Annotated in this window: 21 protein-coding genes; 12 read left to right on the top strand and 9 right to left on the bottom strand. The window is 68.0% G+C overall.

Features of this window, described 5'->3' with window-relative positions; genetic code table 11:
- Nucleotides 1-3 precede the first annotated feature (3 nt).
- From AL2_RS13875 to AL2_RS13855, 5 genes are all read right to left on the bottom strand, one after another.
- A complete protein-coding gene (locus AL2_RS13875; RefSeq protein ID WP_067633863.1) occupies nucleotides 4-786 on the bottom strand; it encodes an SDR family oxidoreductase in 783 nt (260 codons plus the stop codon).
- Complete coding sequence (locus tag AL2_RS13870; RefSeq protein WP_067633860.1) at nucleotides 786-2,006, bottom strand: hypothetical protein; 1,221 nt, start codon at nucleotides 2,004-2,006, stop codon at nucleotides 786-788. The genes AL2_RS13875 and AL2_RS13870 overlap by 1 nt, the downstream gene beginning before the upstream one ends.
- A gap of 102 nt (nucleotides 2,007-2,108) precedes the next feature.
- Complete coding sequence (locus tag AL2_RS13865; protein WP_067633859.1) at nucleotides 2,109-2,570, bottom strand: nuclear transport factor 2 family protein; 462 nt, start codon at nucleotides 2,568-2,570, stop codon at nucleotides 2,109-2,111.
- Between the two features lie 167 nt (nucleotides 2,571-2,737).
- The gene (locus AL2_RS13860; protein WP_067633857.1) at nucleotides 2,738-3,559 is read right to left on the bottom strand and encodes a glycoside hydrolase family 26 protein; all 822 of its coding nucleotides are present in this window, start codon (nucleotides 3,557-3,559) and stop codon (nucleotides 2,738-2,740) included.
- A 1,026-nt stretch (nucleotides 3,560-4,585) separates the two neighbouring features.
- A complete protein-coding gene (locus AL2_RS13855; protein ID WP_245666664.1) occupies nucleotides 4,586-5,398 on the bottom strand; it encodes a ParB/RepB/Spo0J family partition protein in 813 nt (270 codons plus the stop codon).
- Nucleotides 5,399-6,020: 622 nt separating this feature from the next.
- Here AL2_RS13855 and AL2_RS13850 point away from each other — a divergent pair.
- Complete coding sequence (locus AL2_RS13850) at nucleotides 6,021-6,260, top strand: hypothetical protein (protein ID WP_067633855.1); 240 nt, start codon at nucleotides 6,021-6,023, stop codon at nucleotides 6,258-6,260.
- A 192-nt stretch (nucleotides 6,261-6,452) separates the two neighbouring features.
- Here AL2_RS13850 and AL2_RS13845 read toward each other — a convergent pair whose 3' ends face one another.
- Complete coding sequence (locus AL2_RS13845) at nucleotides 6,453-7,679, bottom strand: helix-turn-helix domain-containing protein (RefSeq protein WP_067633853.1); 1,227 nt, start codon at nucleotides 7,677-7,679, stop codon at nucleotides 6,453-6,455.
- 786 nt (nucleotides 7,680-8,465) lie between these two features.
- Here AL2_RS13845 and AL2_RS13840 point away from each other — a divergent pair.
- Both AL2_RS13840 and AL2_RS13835 read left to right on the top strand, forming a co-directional pair.
- The gene (locus AL2_RS13840) at nucleotides 8,466-8,882 is read left to right on the top strand and encodes an ATP-binding protein (protein ID WP_157438144.1); all 417 of its coding nucleotides are present in this window, start codon (nucleotides 8,466-8,468) and stop codon (nucleotides 8,880-8,882) included.
- Nucleotides 8,861-9,235, top strand: a complete 375-nt coding sequence (locus AL2_RS13835; protein ID WP_157438143.1) for a hypothetical protein — start codon at nucleotides 8,861-8,863, stop codon at nucleotides 9,233-9,235. Before AL2_RS13840 ends, AL2_RS13835 begins: the two co-directional genes overlap by 22 nt.
- A gap of 100 nt (nucleotides 9,236-9,335) precedes the next feature.
- Here the strand turns inward: AL2_RS13835 and AL2_RS13830 are convergent, their stop codons facing one another.
- On the bottom strand, nucleotides 9,336-10,205 hold the full coding sequence (locus AL2_RS13830) for a sigma-70 family RNA polymerase sigma factor (RefSeq protein ID WP_083946519.1): 870 nt from the start codon (nucleotides 10,203-10,205) through the stop codon (nucleotides 9,336-9,338).
- A gap of 77 nt (nucleotides 10,206-10,282) precedes the next feature.
- Between AL2_RS13830 and AL2_RS13825 the strand changes: the two genes are divergently transcribed.
- From AL2_RS13825 to AL2_RS13790, 8 genes are all read left to right on the top strand, one after another.
- On the top strand, nucleotides 10,283-10,480 hold the full coding sequence (locus AL2_RS13825; protein WP_067633848.1) for an SRPBCC family protein: 198 nt from the start codon (nucleotides 10,283-10,285) through the stop codon (nucleotides 10,478-10,480).
- A gap of 98 nt (nucleotides 10,481-10,578) precedes the next feature.
- Nucleotides 10,579-11,157 carry a hypothetical protein gene (locus tag AL2_RS13820; RefSeq protein WP_083946490.1) on the top strand — a complete coding sequence of 193 codons (579 nt, stop codon included), beginning with the start codon at nucleotides 10,579-10,581 and terminating at the stop codon, nucleotides 11,155-11,157.
- A 28-nt stretch (nucleotides 11,158-11,185) separates the two neighbouring features.
- A complete protein-coding gene (locus AL2_RS13815; protein WP_067633846.1) occupies nucleotides 11,186-11,833 on the top strand; it encodes a hypothetical protein in 648 nt (215 codons plus the stop codon).
- Nucleotides 11,834-11,849: 16 nt separating this feature from the next.
- Nucleotides 11,850-12,887 carry an XRE family transcriptional regulator gene (locus tag AL2_RS13810; RefSeq protein WP_067633844.1) on the top strand — a complete coding sequence of 346 codons (1,038 nt, stop codon included), beginning with the start codon at nucleotides 11,850-11,852 and terminating at the stop codon, nucleotides 12,885-12,887.
- A 215-nt stretch (nucleotides 12,888-13,102) separates the two neighbouring features.
- Nucleotides 13,103-13,969, top strand: coding sequence for a Sco1979 family transcriptional regulator (locus AL2_RS13805; protein WP_245666641.1), 867 nt, complete (start codon nucleotides 13,103-13,105; stop codon nucleotides 13,967-13,969).
- A gap of 112 nt (nucleotides 13,970-14,081) precedes the next feature.
- Nucleotides 14,082-16,019, top strand: coding sequence for an ABC1 kinase family protein (locus AL2_RS13800; RefSeq protein WP_067633841.1), 1,938 nt, complete (start codon nucleotides 14,082-14,084; stop codon nucleotides 16,017-16,019).
- Between the two features lie 51 nt (nucleotides 16,020-16,070).
- Nucleotides 16,071-16,688 carry an alpha-ketoglutarate-dependent dioxygenase AlkB gene (locus tag AL2_RS13795; protein ID WP_067633839.1) on the top strand — a complete coding sequence of 206 codons (618 nt, stop codon included), beginning with the start codon at nucleotides 16,071-16,073 and terminating at the stop codon, nucleotides 16,686-16,688.
- A gap of 87 nt (nucleotides 16,689-16,775) precedes the next feature.
- On the top strand, nucleotides 16,776-17,387 hold the full coding sequence (locus tag AL2_RS13790; RefSeq protein ID WP_067634209.1) for a VOC family protein: 612 nt from the start codon (nucleotides 16,776-16,778) through the stop codon (nucleotides 17,385-17,387).
- Nucleotides 17,388-17,404: 17 nt separating this feature from the next.
- Here the strand turns inward: AL2_RS13790 and AL2_RS13785 are convergent, their stop codons facing one another.
- On the bottom strand, nucleotides 17,405-18,283 hold the full coding sequence (locus AL2_RS13785; protein WP_067633837.1) for a LysR family transcriptional regulator: 879 nt from the start codon (nucleotides 18,281-18,283) through the stop codon (nucleotides 17,405-17,407).
- A 75-nt stretch (nucleotides 18,284-18,358) separates the two neighbouring features.
- On the opposite strand from AL2_RS13785, the gene AL2_RS13780 reads away from it, so the two are divergent.
- Nucleotides 18,359-19,024 (top strand): SDR family oxidoreductase, encoded by a 666-nt coding sequence (locus AL2_RS13780; protein WP_067633835.1) that lies wholly within the window; start codon nucleotides 18,359-18,361, stop codon nucleotides 19,022-19,024.
- Between the two features lie 306 nt (nucleotides 19,025-19,330).
- Here AL2_RS13780 and AL2_RS13775 read toward each other — a convergent pair whose 3' ends face one another.
- Complete coding sequence (locus AL2_RS13775; protein ID WP_067633833.1) at nucleotides 19,331-19,543, bottom strand: DUF397 domain-containing protein; 213 nt, start codon at nucleotides 19,541-19,543, stop codon at nucleotides 19,331-19,333.
- Nucleotides 19,544-19,716: the final 173 nt, after the last annotated feature.

Genomic DNA, 19,716 nt, shown 5'->3' with positions numbered 1-19,716 from the left:
TTCCTAGTGGTGCCACTCGCCGGAATTGACGTCCAGGCATTGCCCCGTGACCGCCCTCGCCAGCGGCGACAGCATGAACACCACGGCGTCCGCGACCTCATCGGGTTCGGGTAGTTTCCGCAGGTCGGTCGTGGCGGCGTTCTCGTCGTAGATCTCCTGCGCCGTGACGCCGCGCTTCTTGGCGAGGTGGTTGAAATACCACTGGAGGTTGTCCGCCCAGATGTATCCGGGGGCGATGGTGTTGACCCGGATTCCGCGCGGGCCCAACTCGGTGGCCAGGTTCTGCGCCATCGCGAGGAGCGCGGCCTTGGCCATCTTGTAGGCGCCGAACGTCCGCCGAGAATGCCGGAGGACGGCCGAGTTGATCATCACGACCGACCCGCCGTGCTCTTCGAGCGCGGGGACGAACAGCCGGGTGAGATGCAGCGCGGCGAGCACGTTGGTTTCGAAGCCGGCCCGTACCGCGTCGAGATCGACCTTGGTGAGGTCGGTCAGCGGTGGTGTCGCGAAAGCGTTGTTGATCAGGCCGTCCACGCGTCCGAACACCTCTTGGGCCGTCTCCGCGAGCCGCTCGCACGCCGCCACGTCGTTGATGTCGGTCGGGACGGCGACAGCACGCCGCCCGATGTCCTCGACTTCCTTGGCGACGTCAGCGAGCCGTTCCTCGTTGCGCGCTGCCAGCACCACATCGGCGCCGGCCTTCGCGCACTGAACGGCGAGCCCACGTCCCAGCCCAGGCCCGACACCGGAAACGACGACGACCTTGTCTTCCAGCAGCCCCGCCATCAGCCGAGCATCCTCTTCGCGACGGCGACCTGCCGGGCCGCAATTTTCTCGGCCCATTCCTGCGGGGTGACCCGCTGTTTCTCATAGAAGGGCAGGACGCGCGGCAGTTCGCCGAACTTCACGACCTCGACGTTCGGGCCGTCCTCGGGCGTGAGGTCACGGCTGATGCGCTGCCACCGGAACTGCAGATAGCCCCGTCGATGCCCTGTCCGCTCGATCCAGTTGGCGAGCCCGGGATCGCGCTCGCTGACGACGTACCGGATCATTCCGTCCTCATCGACGCGGGCCTGATCGGCGGTGAGGCTTGTCTGGTGGTTGATGTAGTCGAGCGAGATGTACCACATGCTGCCGAGCTGGAAGCCCTGGTAGGGCGCCACGGCCCGGTCGGCGGCCGGCGCGGTGATGACCATGACCTCGTCGTCATCGAGGTCGTAATGCCCAACGGACGAGAACTGCGTGGCCAGCCCACCCGGCGTCGGCCGCGGCTCGGTCAGCGTGTTGACCGGCAGTTGCAGGTAGTGCCATTCGGGGAAGGCCAGGAACGTCCGGATCCTGGAGACCAGCATCTTGCCGGCGATCTGGTACCGCCGGGCCATCCTCTCGGACGGGACCGACAGCGGCGACGTGCCGAGCGTGTCGGCTCGGTGGATGCGAATTTCCCCCAGCCGCTCGTTCTCCCAATCGCTGAACACCTCTCGCACGATGAGCATCGCGGCGCCCGAGGGGAGCGTGACGTACCCGGGCCCGGCATCGTCCCTGGGCGGCCCGAACCGCAACTGGAACGACCCGTCCTCCGCGATATCGAGTTCCCGGTCGTCGAACGCGGTGAGACTGTCGGGCGACTGCGTAGGCGAGTAGTCGCCGTTCATGACCTGGAAGCTCAGATCGGCCGTGGTCCCCCGCCGTCCGGTCACCACATACTCGGCGTCGTCCCGGATGTAGGCGTGGAAGTACAACGTGTCGGGGTTGTCGAGCCCCAACTTGGTGTACGGCCCGGTAGAAGAGGCGAAGAACGGATAGTCCTGCTGGTAGGCGGCGACCATGTGCAGCGAGGCCTTGATGCTGCCGGCGAGGTAGTCGAGCCCCTCGGCCAGGTCCTGGTCGGTCTTGACGTGCGGCGCGCTGCGGATGATGCGCTCCGCCTCAACGACCGCGTCGGCGAACGAGCGCGTCGCGGCGTCGAACGAATCGGACTTGCCTTCGGCTGAGTCGGTGGCCACCGGGCTCTCCTGGGGACGCGGGGCGCGAACGCCGTTGAGAACGCGAGACTGAGGACCAGAACCTAGAACCCGTTCTATGTGCGGGTCAATGCCCGGTCCCGATCAATGGGAGGTCGTGAACTTCAGACTGGGGGCGTCGTCCAGAGACACCATGTACTCGTACGTCCGCGTGTGCCCCGTCTTCTCGACCAGCCACCGCCCGTCCTCCCCGCGCCGGTAGACGTCGTGGTAGAACGCGGCACCGCGGATCAGCAGCTTGTGCTCCGGAATGATGATCGAGTCGTCCAGCGACCAGATCCCCGTCGCCCGATCCCCGTCGATGTCGATCTCCGGGGCTCCGGCCGTGTGTGCGCTGATCTTCCCGCCGTCGAGGTTCTCCCGCATGTACTGGACGATCGCGTCCCGCCCCTCCAGCCGCAGCGTCTTCTTGAGCACCGGGGTGTCGTACTCGGCGACGGCGTCCTCCGTGAACACCTCGGCGAACTCGTCCCACAGCTTCAGGTCGACGCAGCGCAGGTACCGGTACTTGAGCCGCCGAATCTCTTCCAGAGCAACCAGGTCCATGCGCCCAAGACTGGCCGCTGCGACCCGATTAGACAAGAACAGGTTCTATTTTCCTGGCCCGGCATCCGTCCCCAAGTCGGCCGCCCTGGGGGCGGACGCTCACGCGTGCGTCGGCCTCACAACCCAGCGCCGCCGGTCACATCTGGCCCCGATAGCTCCCCAGATCGTCAGAGCGCGAAGGAACGGGGGTCGGTGTAGTACCTCTCCGAGATCTTCTTCGCGGTGGCCTGCGCCGCCGGGTCCGTCCCCGGTGTCGGGACCACGCCCCCGGTCGGGTTGGAGAACCAGCACAGGAAGGCACACCGCTCCCGATCGCCGCCCGCACCCGTCCGCGCAGCATAGGAAGCCTGCGCCTTCATCCACGAGGTGTCGATGTCGCGGACGCAGCCGAGCTCGGCGATCCCCCAGGGAATACCTTTCGAGGAGGCGAACTCCACGGCTGGCCCCCACAGTTCCCTGCCGCTACCGGTATTGGAGTAGCCGTCCGCGGCGTAGAGATCGACGTAGCCAGTGCCGGGCCACAGATCCTTGTACCTGGTGCCCTTCTTCGGCCGCTGCCCTGACCACGCCTCCACGATCTGCATCGTGTACACCCGAGGCTTCCCCACGGATTTGACGACCTCGCAGAAGCGCCGAAACGCCGGGAGATACTCCGCGAGCGTGAACTGCCCCTTGCGGATCTTGCCGTCCGGCTCATGCCAGCAGGTCAGGAACGCGGCATGCGAGTCCGGGATGGACCGTACGAACCCCCGCAGCCTGTTGTCGAGCTTCTTGCTCGAAAGTTGTGCCAGGTCGGGCTTGCACGACCACACCGAGACGCGCTTCCCGACGTCGATCCCAGCAACTGACTCGGCCCAACGCTTGGGCAACTCCCTGTCATACGACCGCCGAACCGTGAACGGCCCCGACGCCGCGTCCAACTCCCCGAAGTCCTTACCCTTCAGAGACACACTGCTCGCCCCGACGAGCATCCCGTCCCGCTTCGCCATCCCGGCCCTCCCGCGCCATGGACGTCACAACCAGGACCCCCGCCCAGGCCACCGGACGCCGCCGCATCGCAGGTTCCGGCTCGACCACAAACTCTCGCACCCAGCTTCACAGAAAGGACCGGGCCGTTCCATAACCTGCCCGCAAGACTCCCGAACGCCCAGGCCAGCCACTTCTCGCCGTCCATCCAGTAAGCCCCTCACCCGCTGGACGACCCCGGCCCCATGATCCGTCACTTGGCCCGAACAGCCGAGAAGTGGCGAACGCACAGCGAGATCAACTCGGCCACCTGGGACGCCGAACATGGGCCCCTCACCGTGCAGTGGGGCAACTTACCGACTCGGAGTTGAGGAGTGATCGGCTGGGATCGTGGACACCGGGACGGCGGATCATTTCGTGGGAATCGACCAGGCGGCCAAGTACTTCGAGACGCACCGGTCATGGGGGTAGGAGGACATCAACACCATCCCGAACTTCAAGCTCCGGACCAAGCGCCGGTTCCGCCGACGTGGGGTTGATCTCCGGATGGGGGGTTATGACGGCAAGCGCCTGCCCCTTCTGTAGCCGGGTTATGCCCTGGAGTGACCCGAGGCCCCACTGCCCTGCACCACTAGCCGCCGTCTGTCCGACGTTGGCGAACATCAGAAGGCCGGCCCTCGGGTCTCGTCCCTCCAGCCCGGACGTCAGCCGGGCTAGAGGGAGGATCGGTATCAGACGCGAGTCACGTTGTTGCAGCGGGCGGCGGCCCACCCTTATACAGCGCGACGAGGAGGCGCAGGCCTCCGATGACGAGCGGAATCACGATGCCAGCGGCAGTAGCGGCCCTCGGGTGGTGTGCGATCAGCCAGCCGAACGCGATCGCCGGATGATCAGCAAGATGGCGGCCGCGAGGAAGATTTGACGTCGACGCGGTCCAGACGGCAGATTCATAGGTGGTTTGGCCTTCCCTGATGGTTCGAGCTCTCCGGGACGGTTAGATCATCGGGCGGGCTCCTCGTTCCAGCGAGGAGCCCGTCACTCTGTTGGAGCTAGAGCCGGTTGCTCGCCTTCCTTCCCTTGTTCCACGCGTCGCGGACCAGTTGGTAGCAGGCCGTCTCACGTGATCCGGTACCGCTGTTGTTGTATCCGCCGTTGGACGAGACGGTCAGTACCTTCGCCCGCCAGAACGGGGCAAGGCCCTCCTTCATCATCTTCTGTGCCAGCGCGTCGTCGTCAATGTCGCTGCCATGACGGCTAAGGAAGAGGGCAAGACCCCCGATGAGCATGCCGTCCCAGGACTCCTTCGCCCGTCCCCATGCCTGCTCCGCGATGCTCAGCGTCCGGTCGAGCACGTCCTCGCCATGCTTGGACGTGATTCGGAGCACAGCCGAGACGGCGCCAACGCTGTTCGTGGAGGAGCCGCCCAGCTTCAAGCCATGCTTCTGAAGGACCCGGTCAACACTCACGCAAAGAGCGTCCCCAGCAGTCAGGCCCACCTTGTACTCGTCAAGCGTGCTGACCTTGGCGGACTCACGATTCTTGATCAGGAAGAGGACGGCCTCCTGCTGCTGGTTAAGGTCGTGGTGAACCTCCGCTGTGATCGTCTCGATTCCAGCGATGTCGCAGGCTCGACAGCGGTGCATCCCGTCAACCACATAGCGGTCACCGTTAGGCCGTTGTGACACCACGATCGACCCCAAAGCATCCGGGATGATCCCCTTAGCGATGCCCTTAGCGCGCGTCTCGTTGAGGGAACGCTGCGCCTCAGCGTCAACCTTGAGCTCAGAGATCTTGACCTTGACTCCGTACTCCACCACATGCTCGGGGAGTTCATAGGTATACCGAGCCCTGGGCATGGACATCACCTCCACACGGACCAGCAGAACTTGTCCCGAATTGCCCGAGAGCTAACCACTCGCACCCCACAGGACGCAAGCTCGGCAAGGCGCCACAGGATGTCGTCTGGTTCCCCAATAGCAGCGACTAGTACCGGGCACGGAAACCTACTTCCCCAGCTCACAGCCCAGGTGGACCTGGGTCAGACGTCGCGAACCCTAGCGAATCAGCACGTTTGACACCGAACGCACAGATTTCGACATGAAAAGGATCGAGCGTAGCTACAAGGCCGCAGGTCAGAGCGCCAGTAGGTGTCGCGCAAGGGCCATGGCGACTCAAGCAACAGGACGACCTGGTCGTAACCTGTTTGTTACCAGCGCGGATAGCTATCCGATGGTTGACTCATGCCAACTCGCCGCAGCTCGCCGGAACGTCCCGTCTGACGGCCATTGTCCGCACGCCACACGCGTCGACAGAACGACCGTAGACGGCAACGCCTGCGGCTGCTCCAGCGCCTCCCGGTGCCTATGGTCGACTCGGCACCGGGGTCTCGGACGTGAGTGACGCTGCCGAGCGCCCCAGCAGCTGCCTGGCCAGGTCAGACCTTGTGCTCTAGCTCTCGCTATCGGCGTCCGGCATTATGTGCGCATGGCCAGAATCAGGGAGTTCTTCGCAACCAACAACTCTGCGAAGCCGCACCCCACCGAGGTTGAATGCGGCTACCAGAAGGTGCATACGTCCGCCGCAGGCGTCCTCCTCCAACTGAGCACCTACGGGTCGGACTCTCGACAGTCGGAGAAGAAGGTCAGCCAGACCCTGCAGCTGGACGAGCAGGGTGCCGCGGAGCTCCTGAGGATTATCAGGCTGACCTTTCCGAATCTGCCCTAAGCATTCAAGCCACCGAAAAGCTTCGGAACCACCTCATCAACCACGCCCGGCCGCAGGTCAGGATTGTCCACCGCCACCCAACCCGCTGATCGCTGTCCGGCTGGGCTGGGCCGACTTGGGGCAAGCACGTTCTTCAGTTGCGGTCGGGGCTGCATGCACATGCCCTGCATCAGGGCGTTGCTCCACGTGGGGTTAGGGCTCTACGCCCATGAAGTCGGCTAGGTCGAGCATGGCCTGGGAGGGCATCCTTGGTCGCGACTCCAGCAGTTCGCGGGTGATGTCGCGGCCATACTGCTGATACCGCAGCCACGCCGGGTGTTCGGTCCGGATGGTCTGCACGATTTCCGTCGCCTTATCTGGGGCGCCGGTTTGCGCCTTGGCGCGGGCAATGTCGAGGCGGTGTCGGTCCCAGCCGGAGGTGTTTCCGGCGCCCACGTCGCGTGGGATGTCACGCGCAAGGTCTAGTGCCCGGTCAGGATGACCGTCCAGCAGTTCGATCTCTGGACCCATCAGTGCCGGGGTGAGGGGCCCGAAGGCCACATGTCCCGCGAGATCCTCGTACTGTCGGCCAAGGCGGGCACCTGCTGCTCCGGCAGCACGAACGTACTCTCGGGCTTCTTCAGCGCGGTTGTTGCGGGATGCGGCCGATGCCGCTCGGAGCAACAAGTAGCCCCAGCCCGACAGTTCGTCCGGCGACGCCTTGCTCATTTTCGGTTCGATCTGTCCTGCGGTGTCAACGCATAGGCTTTCGACCTCCGCGAAACGTCCCTGGCGCAGCATCGCCCAGGCCTGCGAGCTGACAGAGGCAGCAGCGAGGGGGATGTCGCCGATCTCTATCGCGTCCCGCAGCGATGCGTGGAGCGCGATCAGCGCCAGGTCATGTGCGCGAACCTGGATGAGATACCGTCCCGCCAAGCCGAGGATGTCCGCACGAAGCCGCAGTGCCTCTCGATGCTGGTCGCCAATGTCGTGGACATCGACATGGTGGTGGGCCGACCGCACGAGGGCCGGCATGAATTGCGCGAGATCGTCGTAGGCGTCGGCGTGGTACTTGGCGGCGACCGCAGCGACTGCGCCGCCCAGGCGCGCGAGGTCGGGGTGATCGCCGTCAGCAGTGCCGTAGAGGGGACGTCCGGTCAACCCGATGGGCGGATTGATCGCCGAGCGCATGTCCGCGAGAACCACCTCATCGACGGTGGCTTCTGTTGGTTCAGGGGATCCGGCAGACGCAAACCATACGGTGGTGACCCCCAGTGCGCGGGCGAGTTGATGGTAGGTCTCCATGCGGCAAGTGCCGCCCTGCTCCAACTTCTTGATCACCGCGAGCGACAGGTTAGCTCGTTCGGCGAGCTCTTCCTGCGTCATCCCGCGTCGGCGCCGCAATTCTCGGACGCGGTCGCTGATGCTGGCGTCCTGCATTTGCCCTGCCCTTCCCTGAGCATCCCGATGACCTCAGCGTAAGTCGCGGAACCCCTCCATGTGGGGGTCAGTAATCAAACGACTACGCGCCATATCCCTTCCGGCACTGGGCACTCGAAACGACTGCGCAGAGTGACTGTACCGACACGATTGCCCTACGTAGCGTCTCCGACGTCCCAGAAGCCAGGAAGCCGAGATGAGCGTCCACTGTGGAAACACCACGTCCCTCAGCAGCAGAGGTGCTGCGCGCTAAGCACGGGCACGCATGGGACATCTGGCGCGAAGTTCTGCAGGGCGGACGGCATGGCGACTGGCTCGCCCAAACCCTGCCAGGTGCATCGCCGCACCAGCTGATACGGGCGCGAACGGTCGAGGAACTGGACGCGCTGCTGTCTGAGGCGGAGGCGTGACCATGCTTTTCGACGTAACCGTCCCGATAGACACCGGGCCTATCGTCCGCGCCGAGATCCGTGAGCTGGAGCGCCGTCTCGGCGTGGTGGCGTGGTTCGGCTTCCATACCCGTCGGTGGTGGGCGCTGGTTGATGGACGTCTCGTCGAGGGAGCCAGCCCGGCCGGTCTCGCTGACGCGGTCATGGCCGTGCGGAGTCGTGCGGTCCTTCCGTCCCGGAGCGCCCGTCCCGGCGGGGAGGTGCGGCAGTCACGCCGGGTGAGACGTGGCCGCCATCATCGCGGTCGCCGGGAAAAGTGGCCGCAGTCTCGAAGCAGTCGTAGTCTTGGGGAGCGGGACGCAGCTGGAGTCATAACGGATACGGGGAGTGGAGCGCGTTGAGTGACCACATAGATGAAGAGGAGATGGTCATCCAGGTGGGTGACCTGGAGTTGCTCGTTCGGGGGGCGGACACGCAGGCGCCTGGGGCGGCGCGGCGGTTCGTCGGTGAGTGGTTTCGGGATCGGGGCATCGATGACGCCTACACGGCGCAGCTCATCGTCTCCGAGCTCGTGACGAACGCGCTTCTGCACGGGCAGGGCCCGATCGTCGTTCGGGTGGTGCGGGACGAGGCGGACGGGCTGCCCGTCCTTGAGGTCGAGGACGGCGGCGACGGGCTCCCCTGCGTCCAGCCGGAAAACGAAACAGAGATCAACGGACGCGGGCTTCTCCTGGTCGCCGCGCTCGCGAAGGAGTGGGGCACGTGCCTGCTGCCCGAAGGAGGGAAGGTCACGTGGGCGAAGTGCGTGCTCTGAGCGTCCGGGCCGAACGTCAGGTGCTCCGCCTGCGCACCCGCCTGGGCAGGCGAAACACCACGCGCTACCTGGACGCGCTGGCGGTCGCGCTCCATGCGAAGGGGTGGCGCTTCACCAAGCTCTATCGTCCCGAAGACTTCCCGACGCCGCTGCCCATGCTGTGGGTGCACGCCGGTATCGCGAGGGAAATCGGCATTGTCATATCCGTACGAGCCACACCAGGCGGAACGTGGGGCTACTACGAGGCCCTGCGCGGACGCCAGGGCTACCTCTGCCCCTGCGGGGACGCCAAGTCGGCCGCCGAGCAGATCGACCTGTTTCTCAAACACCAGATGTTCCCGGGCACCTGGTAGGCCCTCGACGAGCAGCTCACGTCGCCGACACGTCCCGCCAAGGCCGGCGTCCTACAGGCCCCGTGATGTGTCGCCCGACAGGGCCACGGGGCCAGGGCCGTCAGTTGGGGCCGAAGAGGGTGGGGTTGAGGCTGGTGAGGCGGGACGGGTCGGCGTAGATGTCCAGTTCGGCGATCTTGTCGTTGACGACGGTGAAGGCCATCACGGCTAGGGGTTCGTCCTCGGTGGTGACGACAAGGCCCGCGGCACCGTTGATCAGGGCCGGGCGGGCGAACTCCGCGCGGAACGAGAACGCGATGGCCCGCTGGGCGATCATCCTCGCGCCGCGAAGGTGCATGAACTCGCCCTCGGCCTCGGCGTGCAGGACGATGTCGGGCGCGAGGGTCGCGACCAGCGCCTCCAGGTCGCCGTTCTTCGAGGCGGTGAGGAAGGCGTCCACGACGGCGCGCTGGCGGCTCATGTCCGGGTCCGGGACGGGGGCCGATCGGACGCGGCGGCGGGCCCGGCTGGCCAGCTGTCGCGTTGCCGTGGGGGTGCGGTCGAGGATGCGGGCTATCTCGTCGAACGGCATCTGGAACAGGTCATGCAGGACGAAGGCCAACCGCTCGGCGGGTGTGAGGGTGTCCAGGACGACGAGCATGGCGACGCCCACCGCGTCCGCTAGCAGGGCCTGCTCTTCTGGGCCGTCGCCGTCCTGGGTGATCAGCGGCTCGGGTAGGCGCGGCTCGTCGAGCGGGTCTTCTCTGCGGGACGTCCGGGTGCGCAGCATGTCGATGCAGATGTGGGCCACGGTGGTCGTCAGCCATCCGCTGAGGTTCTCGATGCGGTCGGCGTTCGTGCCGGACAGGCGCAGCCACGCGTCTTGGACCGCATCGTGGGCCTCGGCCGGTGAGCCGAGCATCCGGTACGCGAGCCCGACAAGGCGCGGACGATCAGCCTCGAACCGCTTCACGAGTTGTTCGTCCTGCACGGTCACATCCCTTCAGTTGGCTCCGTCATACCCATGACGGATCGCTCGGGACGAATGTGACCGTATCGGGAGGCGACATGGCGCCCTTCGTGAACAGCATCGAGATCAACCGGTCGGCGGACGAGGTGTTCGCCTACACGGTCGAGCCCGCGACGTTCCCCGAGTGGCAGCGGGACGTCCTGGACGTGAGAGTCGAGGGCAGGAGCGTCGGCTCGGGGCGTGGACGGGCCGGTCCGGCCGAACGCCACCGTGCGTGTCGAGCCGCTCGGTGCTGAGGCCGGCAGGCAGTCACGAACGAGCCGCCACGACCTCAATTCATCGTGCTTCCCTCCCACGGCCGGCGGTTCCTAGAGTTGCGATGGAGGTGGGTGCGATGTTGACGCCTGAGGAGGTGCGGGCGCTCTCGGCCGAGCAGCGCGCCGAGTTGCTGCGAGCGCTCCTCGTGGCCGAAGACCTCGATCCGCTGGAGGAGCCCCGGTACCGGCGGCGGCGCGGGCTCGCGCTGGTGCTGCTGGTCGCCTGCTGCGCCTGGCTCATTCCCTGGACGGTCGTGCTCGGCTTCACGCTGCCGCAGCACTTCACCGCCGGGCAGTGGGCCGTCGCCTGGATCGGCTTCGACGTGGGATTGACGCTGGCGATCGGGGCCACCGCATTCGCCATCTGGAAACGGCTGCAGATCGCCATTTTCGGGCAGATCGTAGCGGGGACACTGCTCGTCTGCGACGCCTGGTTCGACGTCTGGCTCTCCTGGGGATCGGCAGAGTTCCCGGTGAGCCTCGCCACAGCTCTCCTCGGCGAGCTGCCCTTGGCCGCATTGTTCTTCTTGGGGGCTCGGCAACTCGTGCTCCTGACCGTCCACGCTCTATGGGTGCGCGAGGGACGGAACGGCCCGGAGCCTCGGCTCCACCAGGTGCGGCTCTTCGCCGCCGACCGGCCCGCGAAGAGCTCGTAATGTCACTCCCCCTGCCTACAGTGGACGCGTGGCTGAAGACCGGGTTGCTTGGGACGAGCTCACCGCGGCGGGATTCCTGCACGCGGTGCGGGAGGCGCACCGCGAGGCGACGCTCGCCCTGTTCAACGGGTTGAGCCGCGCGGCGGGCTTCAAGGAGCGGACGTACGGCGTCGGCGCGTTCGAGACGCTGGCGACCCACCTCGACCGCATCTTCGGCCGCGACCTGCCGAAGCAGGTCGTCCGGGACGATCTGAACGGCTCGCCCGGCTGGCGGTACGGCCCCTACCGCGTCCTGCTCAAGCGGCACGAGTTCGGGAACGTCCGAGGGATCCGGTGGGACCGGGACAGTCCCACCAAGCAGGCCGTGGCGCGCCAGGGATACATCGAAGACCCGCAACTGACGCTGCCCCTCGGCCTGGAGGCGCACGACACGCCCGGCGTCGTGACCTTGGTCCTCGCGCACAGCGCCACCGAGGAACCCCTGGAAATGGAACTCTTCCTGGGCCGACCCAGATGGAACGCGGACGGCGGGACCGCCTGGCACTGGGTGAAGCAGGTGGACGACACCATCGGGCCCGATCCACGTCGTAAGCTCGTCGAGCGGACGATGCCGCTCTGGGACGACAAGGAAGACGACGTCCCCATGCGGCTCCGCGGGGAGACGAAGACGGCCTAGCAAAGGGTGGCGCAGGGTGCTGTTCGACTGCGAGCGGCTGACGCTGGCCCGGCGGCTCAGAGGCCTGCGCAAGAACCAGCTCGCGGACGCCGTCGGGACGACGCCGAAGGCGATCGGACGGTACGAGGCGGGCGTCCACACGCCCGACGCGATGGCGCTGAAGCGGCTCGCCATCGCGCTCGGCGTCCCGGTCGAGTTCTTCCACGGCGGACGCAGTCCCGTGTCCATGGACGGCGCTCACTTCCGGTCGCTCAGGTCGACCAGCCAGATCGAGCGTGACCAGGCCCTCGCCTACGGGCGCATAGCCACCGACGTCGTCGCCGCCCTCGAACGCCTCGTCGACTTTCCCGAGGTCGACCTGCCCGAGTACCCGGTGTCGCCGGACGAGATCGCCGGCTCCGGCCCCGTCGAGGCCGCCCGGCTGACCAGGAAGGCCCTCCTAGAACGGCCCGGCCCGGTAGCGCACGTCGTCCGGCTCCTCGAAACGCATGGCGTCATCGTCCTCGTCCTGCCGCGGGCGGCCGAGCGGGTCGACGCGTTCAGTGTCGGCGTCCACCCGAGGCCGATGGTCTTCTTCAACCCGGCCAAGGGCGACTACTGGCGCAATAGGTTCGACGCCGCCCACGAATTGGGGCATCTGGTCATGCACGCCGATGCCGAACCCGGCGAAAAGGTCGTCGAAGACCAGGCGCATCGCTTCGCGGCCGAATTCCTCATGCCGGAGCAGGACATCGCCTCCGAATTGCCCGCCACCGCCGACTGGGAGCGCCTCGCCCAGCTCAAAACGACCTGGGGCGTCAGCATGGCGGCACTCCTCTACCGGGCCCGCACCCTCGGGATCATGCAGGAGACCGCGTACCGGAACGCCATGAGCACCATCGGTTCGCGCGGCTGGCGGCGCCACGAACCGGGACCGGCGAAACCCCTGGAGCAGCCCACGATGCTGACCCGCGCGATCGAGATCGTCGGCCAGGCCGGCACCGACCGGGACGAGGTCGCCGAGCGGGCGCGCGTCCCGAGAGCCGACCTGGACCTGCTCGTCCCCCAGCGGTAAGACCCGCACAGGGGACCATCGCGCACGCGGCTCGCCGACCTGCCGTGCGTGATTTCGTGGTGGGCTGGGCGTCCGGCCGGTCCATGAATCGCCGCAATTCTTCGTGGCCGGGGGCGGCGGAGTTACATATCTCTGTCCGGAGGTTTCCTGCGCGTCCGCCGCCGCCTATGAGACCCTCCGAGGGTTGTCGGGGCGTACGAGAGCCTGGAGATCTTGTGCTGGACAATCGGCAGGCGGGTCCGACCGCGCTGCGCATGCAGATCGGGGCGCGGCTCCGGCGGATGCGTGAGGGCAAGGGCATCGGACGGGCCGAGGCGGGGGACGCGATCCGCTCGTCGGCGTCCAAGATGAGCCGGCTCGAACTGGGACGGCACGGCTTCAAGGTGCGCGACGTCCTCGACTTGCTCGATCTCTACGGCGTCCACGACGAGGACGAGCGCGCCAGTTTCCTCGAACTCGTCCGGGAGGCGAAGAAGCCCGGCTGGTGGCAGGGCTACGGCGACGTCGTGCCGAGCTGGTTCGAGCAGTACCTCGGGCTGGAGCAGTCGGCGACGACGATCCGAACCTACGAGGTGCAGTACATCCCGGGCCTGTTACAGACGCGCGACTACGCGCGGGCCGTCATCGGGCTCGAACACCATGACGCCCCGTACGAGGGCCTCGAACGGCGGCTCACCGTGCGGATGACCAGGCAGGAGATCCTGCATCGGCCGGTCGGCGCCACGAGGCTGTGGGCGGTGATCGACGAGGCGGCGCTGCGCAGGCCGTTCGGCGGGCCGGACACGATGCGCGCCCAGATCGAGCACCTCATCACCGTGTCGGAGGACATGCCGAACGTGCGGCTGCAGGTCCTGCCGTTCTCCGCGGGCGGGCACCTGGCCCTCGGCGGGCCGATCACGATCGTCCGGTTCGCCGAGCACGACCTGGACGACGTGACCTACCTGGAGCAGCTGACCGGCGCCCGCTACCCCGAGGGGGACGAGGGCGCCCGCTACCAGAAGATCATGGACCTGCTCGCGATCCGCGCCGCCCGACCCGCCCGCACCACCGCCTTCCTCAAGGACCTCCTCACCGATCTCTGACGCCGCACCGCTCCCCCGCTCGGGCCAAGCGCTCCCCCTCCGGCGGGAGGTGGGCAGGGCGCGTCCGCTCATAGCGTCGCCTGCGGACATCGAGCGAGTGGGCGGGGGCGGAATGAGCACATCGGCGGCGGTCGTCGCGTTCGTGGTCGGCACGGCGATCAACACATGGATCATGGCGGCGGGGGCGCGGAGGCTCCTGAACGTGCGGTTCTCCCTTTTCCGGACGGTCGTGGCGGGCACGGCGGGGCAGGCGGTGGCGTCGCCGATCATCACCGCGCTGGTCGGCGACCTCCGCGAACGCCAGGAGCTGACGCCTCTGCTGTGGTTCGTCTGCCTCGGGGTCGCATGCGCGCTTCTGGTGTCGATGACGGTGCTGGTGTTGTGGGAGGCGTTCGTCCCGTCCGGGACGGTCCCGTCGCCCCTGTACTGGGTCGGTGGCGCACGCGCCCGGATCGCGCGGACGCGCCGGTACTGGCGCATCACCTTCATCTTCCTGCGCCACGGCCTCGGCCCCTACCTGCGCGGACGCGCCCGGCCGACGTCCCGCACGGCCCGGTCCCTCGCGCATGCTCTCGAACAGGGCGGGGTCGTGTTCGTCAAGCTCGGCCAGGTGGTGTCGACGCGGCGGGACGTCCTGCCGCCGGAGTTCGTCCAGGAACTGGGGCGGCTCCAGGACCGCGCCACACCCGTCCCATGGCACGACATCGCGCGAGTGATCCGGGACGAACTGGGCGCTCCACCCGAAAGCGTGTTCGCGACGATCGACCGGGAGCCGCTCGCCGCGGCGTCAGTCGCGCAGGTGCACACCGCCACGCTCAAGTCCGGCGAGGAGGTCGTGGTCAAGGTCCAGCGGCCGGGCATCCGCGCCGTCGTCGAACGCGACCTCGACATCGTCGGGCGCCTCGCCCGCACCCTGCAGAGCCGCGCGGCGTGGGCGAAGGCGTTCGGCGTCGTCGATCTCGCCGGCGGGTTCGCGGCCGCACTGCGCGAGGAACTCGACTTCCGTGTCGAAGCCCGCAACATGGCGTCGGTCGGGGCCGCCGCGAAGGACCCGGACGTCGTCGTCCCGCGCCCGCACGACGACCTGTGCACGGGCCGCGTCCTCGTGATGCAGCGCCTGAAGGGCACGTCCCTGCGCAACGCCGGCCCCCGCATCGACGCGCACGGCCTGGACCGGACGGAACTCGCGCACACCCTCCTCGACACGGTGCTGCGCCAGATCGTCCTCGACGGCGTGTTCCACGCGGACCCGCACCCCGGCAACGTCCTGCTGCTCGACGACGGCCGCCTCGGCCTGATCGACTTCGGCTCGGTCGGACGGCTCGGCCCCGAACTCCGCCGCTGCCTGCAGCACATGCTGCACGCGTTGAACCGGGGCGACGCGGTCGCGGTGACGGACGCCTTCCTGGAGATCGTCGCCCGGCCCGACGAGCTGGACGAGCAGGCCCTCACCCGCGCCCTCGGCGCCTTCATGACCCGGCATCTCGGCCCCGGTTCCGTCCCGGACATGGCGATGTTCACCGGCCTGTTCCGGCTGGTCGCACGGTTCGACCTGGCCGTTCCGGCGGAGATCGCGGCCGTGTTCCGGGCGCTGGCGACGCTGGAGGGCGGGCTCACCGAACTGGCGCCCGGCTTCGGCATCGTCCCCGGGGCGCAGGCGTTCGGCGAGGCCCACCTGCGGGAACGTCTCCGGCCGGCGTCGCTTCAGGAGGCCGCGGCCGACGAGCTGATGGGACTGCTGCCGGTGCTGCGCCGCCTCCCCCGGCGCCTGGACCGGATCACCGCCGCCGCGGAGGCCGGCCGGCTGAGCGTGAACATTCGCCTCTTCGCGGACGAGCGGGACCGGCGGACGGCCACCGGCCTCCTCCAGCAGGCCCTCCTCACCGTCCTCGCCTCGACGGCCGGGGTCATGGCGGTGATGCTGCTCGGCCTGAAAGGCGGCCCGGCCATAACCCCGGACGTGACCCTCTACCAGTTCTTCGGCTACTGCGGGCTGGTGATCTGCTCCGTCCTGTCCCTGCGCGTCCTGGCCCTGGTCTTCCGCCACTGACCGGACCGCCGTGATCGAACACATGTTTGACTGACCGGGTACAGTGGCGGCATGTTCCAAGGCTCGCTGCTGGACCGCACGGACGGGGACGGCCCGCGTCCGCTGACGTCGGCGCGGCGGACGCGGCTGTCCCGCGGCGCCTGGGTGGACGTCCTGCCCGGCTGGATTCCCGGTGCCGACGCGCTGTTCGAGCGTCTGCTCACGTCCGTCCCCTGGCGGGCCGAGCGGCGGCGCATGTACGAGCGGGTCGTGGACGTGCCGCGCCTGCTGGCGTTCTACGACGAGCACATGCCGCTCCCCGATCCCGTCCTGGACGAGGCCAAGGCGGCGCTCGACGACCACTACGGCGACGAACTCGGGGAGCCGTTCCGTACGGCTGGCCTCTGCCTGTACCGGGACGGCCGCGACAGCGTGGCATGGCACGGCGACACCACCGGACGCGGCGCCACCCACGACACGATGGTGGCGATCCTGTCGGTCGGCACACCGCGAACTCTCGCGCTTCGTCCGCGCGGCGGCGGTGAGACGATCCGCCACGAACTGGGCCATGGCGACCTCATCGTGATGGGCGGCAACTGCCAGCGGACATGGGAGCACGCCATCCCGAAGAGCACCCGAGTGACCGGCCCCCGCATCAGCATCCAGTTCCGCCCGCGCGGCGTCCGCTGAACACCACCGCCGGGCATGGGGCGAACGTGACCGGTTCGATCAGGAATCGAGAAGCGCCGGGCTCCGAGGCCGCCTAACGTGACCGGCATGGCTTCCGTCGAATTCGTCACCCTTGAAGTGGCCGACCCCGCGGCCGCCGACCGCTTCTACACCACCGCCTTCGGTATGGACGCCCAGGTGCGCCTGGAGGCGTCGGAGGCGCCGACGACCGGTTTCCGCGGGTTCACGATGTCGCTCACCGCGTCCCAGCCGGCCAACGTCAACGCCCTCATCGACGCCGCCGTCGACGCCGGCGCCACAGCGCTGAAGCCGGCCGCGAAGTCGCTCTGGGGCTACGGCGGCGCCGTGCAGGCCCCGGACGGGACCATCTGGACGGTCGCGAGCTCGTCGAAGAAGGACACCGGCCCGGCCACCCGGCAGATCGACGACATCGTGCTCCAGCTGGGAGTCGAGGACGTGGCCGCGAGCAAGCGGTTCTACATCGACCGCGGCCTCGCCGTGACGAAGAGCTACGGCCGCAGATACGTCGAGTTCGCCGCCGCGTCGAGTCCCGTCAAGCTGGCGCTCATCAAGCGCCGCGCCCTCGCCAAGGTCGCCGGCGTCGCCCCCGACGGCACCGGATCGCACCGGCTCGCGATCGGGAGCGATGCCGGGCCCTTCACCGATCCGGACGGCTTCGTCTGGGTGACTTCCAAATAACGCCATGCCGTAAGAGGTCATGTCCCCGCGGTGTGGAGGAGGTCTCGGATCACGCTGCGATGGTCGCCTGCCCGCCATGCCACGGCCAGCCGGCACGGGCTCAGGCCGGTCACCGGTATGGCCGTGATTCCTGGACGCCGGTAGATGGCGGCGTTGCCGGACGCCATCAGCACCACACCGCTGCCATCTTCAAGCGCGGCGAACGTCTCGTCGGCGTTCGACACGATCGCACCCACGCGGGCAGGCTTCCCGCCACGGTCATCCACGGCGAGCCAGAAGTCGCGCAAGGGCCCGGCCTCATCAGGCAGCGCGAGGAACGGTTCGTCCAGGAGTTCCTCGAACGCGATGCTCTCTCGTCCGGCCAGCAGATGGTCGTCCCTGAGCGCGACCCAGCGCGGCTCCTCGGCGACGACCTGAATGTTGAATGCTTCCTGGCGCGGGATGGGCAGCCACACGAACGCGACGTCGACGTCCCCGTCCGCCAGGCCGGCCGTGGGGTCGTCCCAGTTGACCTGGCGGAAGCGGATACTCCACGTGGGGCGGCGTTCCGCGAAACGCTCCCGCATGTCCGCGAGGAGCCCGCGTCCGACACTGGTGGACAGGCCCACGGTCAGGACGGACGCGTCGTTCGCCGCCGCGTCGCTCACCGCGCGCTGCGCCTCGTCCCACGCACGGAGCATGTCGCGCGCCGCCGGGAGCAGCGCGCGTCCTGCCGCCGTGAGCGCGACCGTGCGCCGGTCACGGTCGAACAGGCGCACCCGCAGTTGCTCCTCGAGCTGCTTGATCTGCTTGCTCAGCGCCGGCTGAGACAGGAACAGCCGCTCGGCGGCCCGGGTGAAGGAGAGCTCCTCGGCGACCGCCACGAAGTACCGCAAATCCCGCAGATGGGCGTCCATAGCCGATGGTAATCACGCCCGGTATTGGACGCGCGGCCGTTCCCCACATGATCCTTCCGAGAGGGGAGGGAGGCCATGACGGTCACGCTGGTCACCGGGGCGAACCGGGGCATCGGCCTCGAAGTGTGCAGGCAGCTCGTCGCGCGCGGCCACGACGTCCTGCTCGGGGCCCGCTCACCGCAGGCCGCCGAACGCGCGGCCAACGAAGCGGGCGCCACACCCCTCCGCCTGGACGTCACCTCGGCCGTCGACATCGACCGCGCGGCGTCCGGGATCGGCCAGCTCGACGTCCTGGTCAACAACGCGGCGATCACCTACGACACCTGGCAGCGGGCGTCGACCGCCGACCTGTCCGTCGTCCGGGAGGCGGCCGAGACCAACCTGTACGGGCCGTGGCGCCTGACGCAGGCCCTGCTCCCGCTGCTGCGCCGCAGCCCGCACGGCCGCATCGTCAACGTCTCCAGCGAAGCCGCCTCGCTGACCAACATGGGCGGCGGCACCCCCGCCTACACGGCGTCCAAGGTCGCCCTCAACGCGCTGACCCGCATGTTCGCCGCCGAACTCCGCGCGGACGGCATCCTCGTCAACGCGGTCTGCCCCGGCTGGGTCGCGACTGACATGGGCGGCCCCGGCGGACGTCCCGTCGCCGCCGGCGCGGCGAGCGTCGTGTGGGCGGCGACCCTCCCCGACGACGGCCCGACCGGTGGGTTCTTCCGCGACGGCCGGCCGCTCCCCTGGTGAAAGGACGCCAGATGATCCTGGTCACGGGCTCCACCGGCAACATCGGCTCCGAGCTGACTCGAAGGCTCGGCGGAGCCAAGGCGTCCGCTACGAGTGGCCGGTCCCGTGTGATGCGGCGTCCAGGGGAGCGTCGGCCCGGCGGGGGTGGGAGGAACGCCGGGGACCCGCTGCGGCGGCACCGGACGCGAGGGAGGCCGGTTCAGACCCGGCGGCGTCGTCGGTCTGTCAAAGATCGCCGGTAAAGGCGTCAGGGAGCGGCAATGGTCGATAATTTCTCAGCGGTGGCGGGGAAATGAGTCACGAGACTCAGACCAGATCCAGATCGCCGCCCCGGGCGGCGTCCACGAGCGCATTCCACTGCGCGCGGCCGAGGGCAATGGCACCGGCGGAGGGGTCACGCGAGTCGCGGACCAGTACCGACGAGCCGAGCGCCGCCACCTCGACGCAATCGCTGCCGCCGGCGCTCGCGCTGCTCTTCCGCCAGTTCAGCGCGGCTCCGCGAGTGAACCGATAGACCATCCAGCAACCTCCGTCCATTGCCGGCGGTGCCGTCTCGCCCACCGATCGGCCGAGAACACCCGCCGGACGAGCACCGAACAGGGCACGACAAACCACGACCTTGTGGATAATTTCCCGATCACGAGTGTAAACGGTTCTAGTTATCCCGCCTACAAGGGAACACAAGATCACGC

This window comes from Actinomadura latina NBRC 106108 (assembly GCF_001552195.1).
GTDB classification, from domain to species: Bacteria; Actinomycetota; Actinomycetes; order Streptosporangiales; family Streptosporangiaceae; genus Spirillospora; species Spirillospora latina.
This window is presented reverse-complemented; position numbering and strand designations above follow the sequence as displayed.

Excerpts from the sequence above, each read along its gene's own strand:
- AL2_RS13860 (WP_067633857.1), bottom strand. The coding sequence starts at position 3,559 with ATGGCGAAGCGGGACGGGATGCTCGTCGGGGCGAGCAGTGTGTCTCTG.
- AL2_RS13820 (WP_083946490.1), top strand. The coding sequence starts at position 10,579 with ATGTTGACGCCTGAGGAGGTGCGGGCGCTCTCGGCCGAGCAGCGCGCC.
- AL2_RS13800 (WP_067633841.1), top strand. The coding sequence starts at position 14,082 with ATGAGCACATCGGCGGCGGTCGTCGCGTTCGTGGTCGGCACGGCGATC.
- AL2_RS13845 (WP_067633853.1), bottom strand. The coding sequence starts at position 7,679 with ATGCAGGACGCCAGCATCAGCGACCGCGTCCGAGAATTGCGGCGCCGA.
- AL2_RS13850 (WP_067633855.1), top strand. The coding sequence starts at position 6,021 with ATGGCCAGAATCAGGGAGTTCTTCGCAACCAACAACTCTGCGAAGCCG.
- AL2_RS13865 (WP_067633859.1), bottom strand. The coding sequence starts at position 2,570 with ATGGACCTGGTTGCTCTGGAAGAGATTCGGCGGCTCAAGTACCGGTAC.
- AL2_RS13790 (WP_067634209.1), top strand. The coding sequence starts at position 16,776 with ATGGCTTCCGTCGAATTCGTCACCCTTGAAGTGGCCGACCCCGCGGCC.
- AL2_RS13785 (WP_067633837.1), bottom strand. The coding sequence starts at position 18,283 with ATGGACGCCCATCTGCGGGATTTGCGGTACTTCGTGGCGGTCGCCGAG.
- AL2_RS13825 (WP_067633848.1), top strand. The coding sequence starts at position 10,283 with ATGGCGCCCTTCGTGAACAGCATCGAGATCAACCGGTCGGCGGACGAG.
- AL2_RS13775 (WP_067633833.1), bottom strand. The coding sequence starts at position 19,543 with ATGGTCTATCGGTTCACTCGCGGAGCCGCGCTGAACTGGCGGAAGAGC.
- AL2_RS13780 (WP_067633835.1), top strand. The coding sequence starts at position 18,359 with ATGACGGTCACGCTGGTCACCGGGGCGAACCGGGGCATCGGCCTCGAA.
- AL2_RS13875 (WP_067633863.1), bottom strand. The coding sequence starts at position 786 with ATGGCGGGGCTGCTGGAAGACAAGGTCGTCGTCGTTTCCGGTGTCGGG.
- AL2_RS13855 (WP_245666664.1), bottom strand. The coding sequence starts at position 5,398 with ATGTCCATGCCCAGGGCTCGGTATACCTATGAACTCCCCGAGCATGTG.
- AL2_RS13795 (WP_067633839.1), top strand. The coding sequence starts at position 16,071 with ATGTTCCAAGGCTCGCTGCTGGACCGCACGGACGGGGACGGCCCGCGT.